This window comes from Kitasatospora sp. NPDC092039 (assembly GCF_044756065.1).
In the GTDB taxonomy this organism is placed as follows: domain Bacteria; phylum Actinomycetota; class Actinomycetes; order Streptomycetales; family Streptomycetaceae; genus Kitasatospora.
Map to the genome: position 1 here is coordinate 103,355 of NZ_JBIVSD010000019.1, position 9,860 is coordinate 113,214.

The 9,860-nt window shown below is 74.0% G+C and carries 10 protein-coding genes and 1 pseudogene; 6 read left to right on the top strand and 5 right to left on the bottom strand.

Features of this window, described 5'->3' with window-relative positions:
- Window positions 1-538 precede the first annotated feature (538 nt).
- The gene (locus ACIQI7_RS30790) at window positions 539-1,195 is read right to left on the bottom strand and encodes a methyltransferase domain-containing protein (protein WP_401116380.1); all 657 of its coding nucleotides are present in this window, start codon (window positions 1,193-1,195) and stop codon (window positions 539-541) included.
- Window positions 1,192-1,776: a peptide deformylase gene (def, locus tag ACIQI7_RS30795; RefSeq protein ID WP_401116383.1), complete on the bottom strand. Its 585-nt coding sequence runs from the start codon at window positions 1,774-1,776 to the stop codon at window positions 1,192-1,194. The genes ACIQI7_RS30790 and def overlap by 4 nt, the downstream gene beginning before the upstream one ends.
- 62 nt (window positions 1,777-1,838) lie before the next feature.
- Between def and ACIQI7_RS30800 the strand changes: the two genes are divergently transcribed.
- Window positions 1,839-2,357: an ArsR/SmtB family transcription factor gene (locus ACIQI7_RS30800; RefSeq protein WP_401116386.1), complete on the top strand. Its 519-nt coding sequence runs from the start codon at window positions 1,839-1,841 to the stop codon at window positions 2,355-2,357.
- 24 nt (window positions 2,358-2,381) lie between these two features.
- Here the strand turns inward: ACIQI7_RS30800 and ACIQI7_RS30805 are convergent, their stop codons facing one another.
- The 3 genes from ACIQI7_RS30805 to ACIQI7_RS30815 all read right to left on the bottom strand — a co-directional run bounded on the left by ACIQI7_RS30805 (window position 2,382) and on the right by ACIQI7_RS30815 (window position 4,879).
- Window positions 2,382-2,909, bottom strand: coding sequence for a hypothetical protein (locus tag ACIQI7_RS30805; RefSeq protein WP_401116389.1), 528 nt, complete (start codon window positions 2,907-2,909; stop codon window positions 2,382-2,384).
- A 244-nt stretch (window positions 2,910-3,153) separates the two neighbouring features.
- Window positions 3,154-4,089 carry a hydroxymethylbilane synthase gene (gene hemC, locus ACIQI7_RS30810; RefSeq protein WP_401116392.1) on the bottom strand — a complete coding sequence of 312 codons (936 nt, stop codon included), beginning with the start codon at window positions 4,087-4,089 and terminating at the stop codon, window positions 3,154-3,156.
- A 364-nt stretch (window positions 4,090-4,453) separates the two neighbouring features.
- The gene (locus ACIQI7_RS30815; RefSeq protein WP_401116395.1) at window positions 4,454-4,879 is read right to left on the bottom strand and encodes an FtsX-like permease family protein; all 426 of its coding nucleotides are present in this window, start codon (window positions 4,877-4,879) and stop codon (window positions 4,454-4,456) included.
- Between the two features lie 448 nt (window positions 4,880-5,327).
- Here ACIQI7_RS30815 and ACIQI7_RS30820 point away from each other — a divergent pair.
- From ACIQI7_RS30820 to ACIQI7_RS30840, 5 genes and pseudogenes are all read left to right on the top strand, one after another.
- Window positions 5,328-5,943: pseudogene (locus ACIQI7_RS30820) on the top strand (response regulator).
- Window positions 5,944-6,129: 186 nt separating this feature from the next.
- The gene (locus ACIQI7_RS30825) at window positions 6,130-7,335 is read left to right on the top strand and encodes a cytochrome P450 (protein WP_387758154.1); all 1,206 of its coding nucleotides are present in this window, start codon (window positions 6,130-6,132) and stop codon (window positions 7,333-7,335) included.
- Window positions 7,336-7,385: 50 nt separating this feature from the next.
- A complete protein-coding gene (locus ACIQI7_RS30830; RefSeq protein WP_401116399.1) occupies window positions 7,386-8,546 on the top strand; it encodes a type III polyketide synthase in 1,161 nt (386 codons plus the stop codon).
- Window positions 8,543-9,127 (top strand): NUDIX hydrolase, encoded by a 585-nt coding sequence (locus ACIQI7_RS30835; protein ID WP_401116402.1) that lies wholly within the window; start codon window positions 8,543-8,545, stop codon window positions 9,125-9,127. Before ACIQI7_RS30830 ends, ACIQI7_RS30835 begins: the two co-directional genes overlap by 4 nt.
- 121 nt (window positions 9,128-9,248) lie before the next feature.
- Window positions 9,249-9,722, top strand: coding sequence for an SHOCT domain-containing protein (locus ACIQI7_RS30840; RefSeq protein WP_401116405.1), 474 nt, complete (start codon window positions 9,249-9,251; stop codon window positions 9,720-9,722).
- The last annotated feature ends 138 nt before the right edge of the window (window positions 9,723-9,860 follow it).

The following is a 9,860-nucleotide window of genomic DNA, read 5'->3' on the forward strand; positions in this document are numbered from 1 at the left end:
GCCACTGACGCTGTCCTTGCCGTTCTCGATGGCCGCCGGCGCACCGGCCCCGCCGTACCGTCCGCGCCGGTGCAGGCCGTGGTGAAGCAGGGATACCGGCCGGGAACATCGGGTTCACCAGCCACTTGCCGTCCCCGTTGCGGTAGGCGTGGCACACCGGCTCGGCGGCCTGCCGGTTGATCACCAGACGGAGCCCCGTCGCATCGTCCACGAAGGCGGCGCCGGTGGTGGCGTCCCCCTCCGTGAAGGCCTGGCGCTGGGCGTCGGGGGCCACCCTCATCCCCGGCGAGGATGCGAACGTCCGGGATCGGGTGGTCCTGATCCTGGTCCTGGTCGGCCCGCTCGTAGCCGAGGCAGAGGTCTGCGGGGTCGTCCCCCGGTACCGCTGTGGAGGTCGGCATTCCGGTTGACCCCGCTTCGCCCGGGGCGAAACACGCATCGCGGAAGGCGCAGACCGGGCTTGCGGGCACTGTCCAGGTCAAGCGGGAGCGGCACGCCACCCGGAAAGCGGCCTCGGCGGCGGCCTCGGCGGCCGGCCTCAGCAGCGGTCGGAGGCGCACGCCAACAGGCAGGCGTACGAGCGGTACGCGCGCTGCGGGTGCGGCTGCTCCATCCGCGTCGTGACGGTGAACCCGGCCGCTTCCAGCAGTTCGGCCAGGCGGGCCGCCGGAACGAGGTGCGAGGCGTACGACACCGGGTGGCCGTACGCCTGGGCGGGGCGCAGCAGTTGGGGCTCGCCGACGTGGCCGCCGAGGAGGAGGTGGCCGCCGGGCGCAAGGACGCGGTGGAACTCGGCGAACAGCGACGGCAGTTGCCCGACCGGGGTGTGGTGGACGGAGTACCAGGCGAGGATGCCGCCGAGGCCGCCGCCGGGGAGGTCGAGGGCGGCCATCGAACCGTGCAGGAAGCGCAGCCGGGGATAGGCCCGGCGGGCCAGCGCGACCATCTCGCCGGACACGTCCACCCCGAAGGCCGACAGTCCCAGACCGGACAGGTACGCCGTCACCCGCCCCGGCCCGCACCCGAGGTCGGCGACCTCGCCGCCGCCCGACTCCCGCACCAGCTCCGCGAAGGCGGCGAGCATCGCCCGGGACAGCGGGTCCATGCGCTCGGGCGGGACGACGAGGCGGACGTAGTCGGCGGCGACGGTGTCGTACGACTCCCGGACGGCGGCGAGGTGCGCGGGCTCGGTCACCGGTCCAGTGTGGCAGCCCTGGCGGCGCGCTCGGCGAAGACCTTCTCCCGCCGGTCGGCGGCCTGCTTCAGCATCCGCTTGCGGTCGCGGGCGGAGAGGCGGTCGATGTAGAGCCCGCCGTTCAGGTGGTCGGTCTCGTGCTGGAGGCAGCGGGCGAAGTAGCCGGTGCCCTCGATGGTGACGGGCTCGCCGTGCTGGTCGACGCCGCGCACCACCGCACGGGCCGGGCGGGCGAGCCTGGTATTGGCGCCGGGCACGGAGAGGCAGCCCTCGACTTCCTCGATCAGCGCGCGGCCGGGCTCCTGCTCCTCGACCACCGGGTTGAGGATGTGCCCGGTGTGCCGGACGCCGTCGTCGTCGGGGCAGTCGTAGACGAACAGGCGCAGGTCGACGTCCACCTGGTTGGCGGCGAGGCCGCAGCCGTCGGCGACGTGCATGGTGACGAACATGTCGTCGATGAGCCGCGCCAGGCGCTCGCTGCCGAAGTCCTCCTCGGTGGCCGTACGGCAGGTGCGGCGCAGGATCTCCTCCCCCACCTCGGTGATCCGCAGGACGGTCGGACGTTCACGCAGCTCGGACACGGGCGCTCCCTCGACGGACGATGGACTTGCTGTCGACTTTGCAAAGTAGCAGACTTTGCAAAGTGACCGAAGACCTCGTCAGAACCGGCTCCCTCCCCGAGCACGCCGTCCGCACCGCCCTGCTGGAGCTGCTCGCCGCGCACGGCACCCTCACCTCCACCGAGGCCGCCGCCCGACTCGGCCTCAGCTCGGGCCTGTGCTCGTTCCACCTGCGGCAGCTGGCCCGCTACGGGCTGATCGAGGAGGCCCCGGCCACCGACGGACGGGCCCGGCCGTGGCGGCTGCCGACGGCCCAACCTCCGGCGGCGGAGGAGGAGTTCGGAGAACTGGCGCGCGGCCTGGAGGACGAGAGCTACCAGCGCTGGCTCGCCCGGCGCGCCGAGGCCCCGGCCGAGTGGCGGCAGGACGAGGCGTTCAGCGCCGTCGTCTACCTGACGCCCGGGGAACTGGCCGCCGTCGGCGAGGAGGTCCGCCGGATGCTGGCCCGCTACCGGGGCCGCGAGGCCGACCCGGCCACCCGGCCCGACGGGGCCCGCCCGGTCGCCGCCGTCACCCGGCTCTTCCCGCTCCTCGACCAGTAGCCCGGGACCAGTGGTCCGGGGCACTCAGACGGTGCGCACCCGTACCGCCCGTACCAGCGGCCCGACAGCCAGCCCCAGCGCCGCCCCCAGGGCGACCCCCTGCACCCCGTCCCAGACGTCCTGCACATCGCAGGCCCGGCCGATCGCCGGCACCGCGTAGTGCACCGCCGACACCGCGAACGGAAGCGCCGCCGCGCCCAGCAGTGCCACCGCCGCCCGCCGCCGGGTGCCCGCCAGCGCGGCCGCGAAGCCCACCGGGGCGAAGGTCGCCAGCTTCAACTCGATGTGCCGGACGTGCAGCAGCTCGTACGGCGAACGCGGCCGGCCGCCCTCCACGGCGCAGTGCCGCACGGCGCCCTCCGTGAGCCGGAACGCCTCCGGCAGCAGCGTCGCCACGACCACCCCGCCGAGCCCGAGCAGCAGCACGAAGCCCACCGCCCAGTGGGCCCGCAGCAGCCGCCCCACCGGCCGGTTCAACAGGGCCGCGGGCACCAGCGAGAGCAGCAGCCCGGGCCAGAACATCGGCATCCCGCCGAGCACCGCACTGATCACGCCTCAAACGGACGCCCCGCACGGCCGCCCGGTTCTCGCCCGGGGCGGGAGATTCGGGGCAGGTCCGGGGCAGGAAATCCGGGGCGGATCGGGGGCGCGGAATCCCGGGCGGATCCAGCACGCGACATCCAGGACGCGAGATCCGGGACGCGAGATTCAGGACGCGAGGTCCCGAGCGGATCCGCGGCGGATGAGACCGCCGGGCCGTCACCCCCGCACGACCGCCCGGACCCGACGGACCGGCTCAGTGCGGGATCGAGGAGATCAGCTCCTGCGCCCCCTGCCGCTTGAGCGCCAGCGCCACCGAGGTCCCCAGGTCCTCCGGGCTGAGCGCGCCCGCCCACTCGTGGGCGTCCAGCACCTGCTTGCCGTCCGGGGTGAAGACCCGGCCGCGCAGGGAGAGCCGGCCGTCCCGCTCGGACCGGGCGTAGCCGGCGATCGGGCTGTTGCAGTGGCCCTGGAGCGCGTGCAGGAACATCCGCTCGGCCGCCGCCTCGCGCCAGGTGTCGTGGTGGCCGAGGGAGGTGACCGCCTCGATGGTCGCGGTGTCGCCCTCGCGGCACTGCAGGACGAGGATGCCGGCGCCGATCGGCGGGCACATCGCCTCGATGCCGAGCACCTCGGTGATCCGCGCCTGCTCGCCGATCCGCTCCAGGCCGGAGACGGCGAGCAGCAGCGCGTCGACGTCCCCGGCGTCCAGCTTGGCGAGCCGGCTGTTGGCGTTGCCGCGGATCGGCACGCATTCCAGGTGCGGGTGGGTGGCGGCGAGTTGGGCGACCCGGCGGACGGAGGAGGTACCGACCCGGGTACCGGGCGGGAGCGCGGCCAGCGGCAGGCCGCCGGGGTGGACGAGGGCGTCGCGGATGTCGTCACGGCGCAGGTAGGCGGCGAAGACGGTGCCCGCCGGCAGCGGGCGGTCGGCGGGCACGTCCTTGAGGCAGTGGACGGCGACGTCGGCCTCCCCGGCGAGCAGCGCGGCGTCGACCTCCTTGGTGAACGCGCCCTTGCCGCCGAGCTGGGCGAGATCACCCGTCCAGCGGTCGCCCGAGGTGGTGACGGGCACCACCTCGGTGCGCAGGCCCGCGTTCAGGGCGGCGAGTTCGGTGCGGACCCGCTCGACCTGGGCGAGCGCCATGGGCGAGGAGCGGGAGACGATGCGGATCAGCTCAGCGGTGGCCATGGCGCGATGATAGGCGCCCGCACACTGCGGATTGAGCATGCGTCAGTGCCATGACACGCGCGGCGGAGGTTTCCGCAAGCTCGGACAACGCGGACGGCCGGTCGAAGGGGCCCGACCGGCCGTCCGAACGGACCGGCCCGGGAACGGGCCCGAGGACGGGCCCGGGCTGGTCCCCGGGCCCCTCCCCCGGGCTCACTCGTTGTGCAACACCTCCGCGGTCGGCAGCCGGGCCGCCGACCGCGCCGGGAGGAGCGCGCCCAGGACGGCGATCGCGACGCCTGCGAGGGCGCGGCCGGTGAGCAACGGGGCGCTCCAGACGTCGAGCGTCTCCTCAGGAACAGGACGATCCCGGCGTTGTCCGCGATCAGCCGGTGGGCCAGCACCCCGACGGGATACCGACGACCCCGCTGACCACGCCCTGCCGGGCCACCGAGGTGACCGTCATCGCCACCACCTGCCGGGGCGTCACCCCGATGGGCTCCAGCATGCCGAGGTCCCGGCGGCGCTCGCGGACGGTGAGCAGCAGGGTGTCGAAGACGCCCGGCACGGCGACCACCGACAGCAGCACCGTGAAGACGGTGGTGAAGCCGATGACGGCGACGACCGGTCCGGGCGGTCCGGGCTCGACCACCGGGGGCGAGAGGCTCGGGTCGGCGGCCGAGACCGGCTGAACCCGCTGATCGACCGGTTCGCCTTCGCCGGGCTGCCGGTCGAGGTGCGGATCTCCGGCGAGCCGCCGCCGCTGCCCGGCGGCATCGACGTGACGGCGTACCGGATCGTCCAGGAGCACTGACCAATGCGCTCAAGCACGGGGACGGGGTGACGGCGGAGGTGACGGTGCGCTACGCGGACCCTACCTGCGGGTGGAGGTGCCCAACAGCGGCCTGAGCGTGCTCTCCGGGGCGCCCGGCCCGGCCCCGCGGCCGTCCTCACGGCCGACGACACGCCCGACGCCACCGCCCGCACCACGACCCGCACCACCGCCCGCCACGACCCACGCCACGGCCGACACCACGGCCGGCCGACGGCGCCGGGCGCGGCCTGATCGGCCTGCGCGAGCGCGTCGCGGTGTACGGCGGGGACCTGGACGCCCGGCGCCGGCTCGGCGGCGGCTTCCGGGTCCGCGCCCGCATCCCGCTGGACCGGCCGTGACGGCGGGCCCGGTGGAGCGCGACGAGCCGCGCCGTCCGCGCGTGGTGGTCGCCGACGACCAGGAGCTGGTCCGCACCGGCTTCCGGATGATCCTCACCGCGCGCGGCATCGACGTGGCCGCCGAGGCCGCCGCCGGCGCGGAGGCGGTGGCCGCCGCCGTACCGCACCGCCCGGACGTCGCCCTGCCGGACATCCGGATGCCCGGCACAGAGGGCCTGGAGGCGGCCCGGCGCATCCTGGCCCAGGTGCCCGACTGACGGGTGATCATGCTGACCACTTCGACCTGGACCGTTACGTCTACGCCGCGCTGTCCGCCGGGGCCAGCGGCTTCCTGCTCAAGGGCGTCACCTCGGCCCATCTCGCCGCCGCCGTAAGGCTGGTGGACACCGGGGACGCGCTGCTCGCGCCCTCGATCACCGGCGCCCGGTCGAGCGCTTCGCGGCCGGCGCCCCGCGCCCGACCCCCGGTGCCGACGGCCCGCCGCTGCACCGGGACCTCGCCCCGCTCACCCCGCGCGAGGCGGAGGTGCTCACGCTGCTCGGGCGCGGGCTGTCCACCACCGAGCCGGCGCGCGAACTCACCGTCAGCGAGTCGACGGTGAAGACCCACGCGGCCCGGATCCTCGCCGAGCTCCACCTGCGCGACCGGGCGCAGGCGGTGGTGCTCGCCCACGGGACCGGGCTGGTGGCACCGGGCGGCTGACCGCCAACTCGCCCGCGCCGTGCCCTAATTCGCGTGACTATCATCCGAATCTCACTCCTTAGAGCTAACTCTTCGCCGAATCCGCCTTTTTGCCAGTTCATGGGGCACCATCTGCATGTCCACGCCCGAACAGGACCGACACCTCGGGCACCGCCACCGGCATGACGAGAACACTTGGACCGGCCCGTGACCACCACCGCCCCCGTGTGGGACTGCCCCTTCCACCACACCGACGGCCTGGAGTTCGACCCCCTCCTGAAGCGGCTGCTCACCGAAGCCCCGGTCGCCAGGATCCGGCTGCCGTACGGCGAGGGCGAGGCCTGGCTGGCCACCCGCTACGAGGACGTCAAACTGGTCACCACCGACCGCCGGTTCAGCCGCGCCGGGGGCATCGGCCGCGACCTGCCCCGGATGACGCCCGCCCCGATCGCCCAGGCCGAGGCGATCAACCTGATGGACCCGCCCGCCCACAACCGGCTGCGCCGCCTGGTCGCCCAGGGCTTCACCAACCGCCAGGTCGAGCGGATGCGTCCGGCCACCCAGCGCACCGTCGACGGCTACTTCGACGAGATGACCGAACACGGCGCCCCCGCCGACCTGATGCACTTCCTGGCCAACCGCCTCCCGCTCACCACCATCTGCGAGCTGCTCGACATCCCCGCCGCCGACCGCGCCGAACTGCGCGGCCACGCGGTGGCCATGATGCGGATGGGCCCGGGCAGCCGGGACGGCCAGGAGGCCGCCAAGACCGCCCTGCGCGGCTACTTCACCGAGCTGACCGCCGAACGCCGGGCGCACCCCCGCGAGGACCTGATCAGCGCCCTGGCCACCGCCCGCGACGGCGACGAACTGCTCGACCCGGACGAGCTGACCGTCATGGCGATGGTCCTGCTGGTCACCGGCCACGACACCAGCACCTACCAGCTCGGCAACCTCACCTACACCCTGCTCACCCACCCCGAACAGCTCGCGAAGCTGCGCGCCCGCCCCGAGACGCTGCCGAGCGCCCTGGAGGAGCTGCTGCGCTTCATCCCCTTCCGCCAGGGCGTCGGCATCGCCCGGGTCGCCACCGAGGACGTCGAACTGGGCGGCGTGCTGATCCGGGCCGGCGAGGCGGTGCACGTCTCCTACCTCACCGCCAACCGGGACCCGGCCTTCTACGAACGCCCCGACGAGCTGGACCTCGACCGCGGCGCGCCCACCCACATGGCCTTCGGGTACGGCCAGCACCACTGCCTCGGCTCGCACCTGGCCCGGATGGAGCTGCAGGTCGCCATCGGCACCCTGCTGCGCCGCTTCCCCGGCCTGCGGCTGGCCGTCGAGCCGTCCGAACTCGACTGGAACTCCGGCTCGATCTGGCGCTTCCCGCGCACCCTGCCGGTGGCCTGGTAACCGCCTCCCCTCCAACCCACCGTTCCCGCAGCACTGGGGAGACCCGCACCATGGCAACTCTCTGCCGCCCGGCGATCGCCGTGCCCGAGCACGTCATCACCCTCGACGAGACCCTCGACCTCGCGCGCACCCTGCACGACGGCCACCCCCAGCTCGGCCTGGCGCTGCGGCTGATCGAGAACACCGGGGTGCGCACCCGGCACCTGGTCCAGCCGATCGAGCGGACCCTCACCCACCCGGGCTTCACCGTCCGCAACGAGGTGTACGAGCGGGAGGCCAAGCGGCGCGTCCCCGAGGTGGTCGAACGGGCCCTCGCCCACGGTGAGTTGACCGCCCAGGACATCGACCTGATCGTCTACGTCTCGTGCACCGGCTTCATGATGCCGTCGATGACCGCCTGGCTGATCAACACCATGGGCTTCCGCTCCGACACCCGCCAGGTGCCGATCGCCCAGCTCGGCTGCGCGGCCGGGGGCGCCGCCGTCAACCGGGCGCACGACTTCTGCCGGGCCTACCCGGGCGCCAACGTGCTGATCGTCGCCTGCGAGTTCTGCTCGCTCTGCTACCAGCCGACCGACCTCGGCGTCGGCTCACTGCTCTCCAACGGCCTGTTCGGGGACGCCGTCGCCGCGGTGGTGATGCGCGGACACGGCGGACACGGCGTCCAGGTCGAGCGCAACGGCTCGCACCTCGTCCCGCACACCGTGGACTGGATCTCGTACGGGGTGAAGGACACCGGCTTCCACTTCCAGCTGGACAAGCGGGTGCCCGGCACCATGGAGATGCTCGCGCCCGCACTGCGCGGCCTGGCCGGGGAGCACGGCTGGGACGTCTCCGGGCTCGGCTTCTACATCGTGCACGCGGGCGGCCCGCGCATCCTGGACGACCTGTGCCGCTTCCTCAACCTGGAGCCGGCCACCTTCCGCTACAGCCGGGCGACGCTCACCGAACGCGGCAACATCGCCAGCGCCGTGGTCTTCGACGCGCTGGCCCGGCTGTTCGCGGACGGCGGCGTGCCCGAGGGCACCACCGGGCTGATCGCCGGCTTCGGGCCGGGCATCACCGCCGAGATCTCCCTCGGCAGTTGGGTCGGCGTCGCGGCCGAGGGCCCCCGCCCGCGACGCCCACGCGCCATCTCCACCCCCGACATCGCCCTCGTCCACCCGACCGCCCCCCGCCGTTTCCCGGCCGGCACTACCATCACCGAATGACCGACACCACGGACCGCGCCGACGCCTCTGCCAGATCCGCCGAACTCGCCTCGCTGTTCCCGGCGTTGCACGCGCCGCAGTACTGGGGCTGGGGGCGGTTCGACGCACAGTTCTCCACCGAGCTGCCGCCGGACGCGCTGGTCACCAACATCCACCTGGTCGGGTTCGTGGACGGCCGGGTGGTGCTCTGCCGCGACGACCGGGACCACTGGTTCCTGCCCGGCGGCACCCGGGAGCAGGACGAGAGCATCCCCTCCTGCCTCACCCGCGAGCTGCGGGAGGAGGCCGGTGCCCGGCTGCTCGGCGAGCCCTACTGGCTCGGCGCGCACCGCTGCCGCACCGAGGACCCGGTGCCGTACCGGCCGTGGCAGCCGCACCCGGAGAAGGCCTGGCTGTGGGGCTGGGGCGAGGTCGCGCTGGACTCCGCGCCGACCAACCCGGCGGACGGCGAGCAGGTGGTCGAGGTGCGGCCGGTGGCGCCCGCGGAGGCCCGGCGGCTACTGCTGGCCGGGCACGACGCCTGGTGGGGCGAGCTGGTCGAGCTGGCGGTGGAGCTGCGGCGGCGGGCCGGGCTCGGCTGAGCCCCTCCCGACGGCCCCCTGCGGCCTTCCTGCGCCGCGGATATTCCCGTCGGGGCGGAGAACCACCGGAACAGCCGAACAGCGGAGAGTCGTGTCCGTTTTGCGGTGATATGACTCGGCCATGGAGACCAAACTGCTGGCCGTGGACTACCCGGTGCTCAACATCTTCTGGACGATGCTGGAGCTGTTCCTCTGGATCCTCTGGTTCTTCCTGCTGTTCAAGATCATCACGGACATCTTCCGCAGCCACGACCTCAGCGGCTGGGGCAAGGCCGGCTGGCTGGTCCTGGTGATCGTCCTGCCGCTGATCGGCGTCCTCGCCTACCTGATCGCCCGCGGGCAGTCGATGGGCAGACGGGACGTCGAACAGGCGCAGCGGTCCGAGGACGCGTTCAGGGCCTACATCCGGGACGCGGCCGGGTCGGCGCCGGGCGGCGTCGGCGCCACCGCCACCGGCGTCGGCACCGGTACCGCTACCGGTCCCGCTGGAGGCCGCAGCCACGTCGACGACCTGGCCAAGCTGGCGGACCTGAGGGACCGGGGCGCCATCTCGGACGAGGAGTACCAGAAGGCCAAGGAGAAGCTCCTGGTGTGACGGACGACGGCCGGGGGGCGGCGGGGGGGGGCGGGGCCCCCCCCCCCCCCCCCGGGGGGGGGCCGGGGGGGGGGGGGGGGGGGGGGCGGGGGGGGGGGGGGGGCCCCGCCGACCGGCGCGCCGCGGGCGGACCCCCCC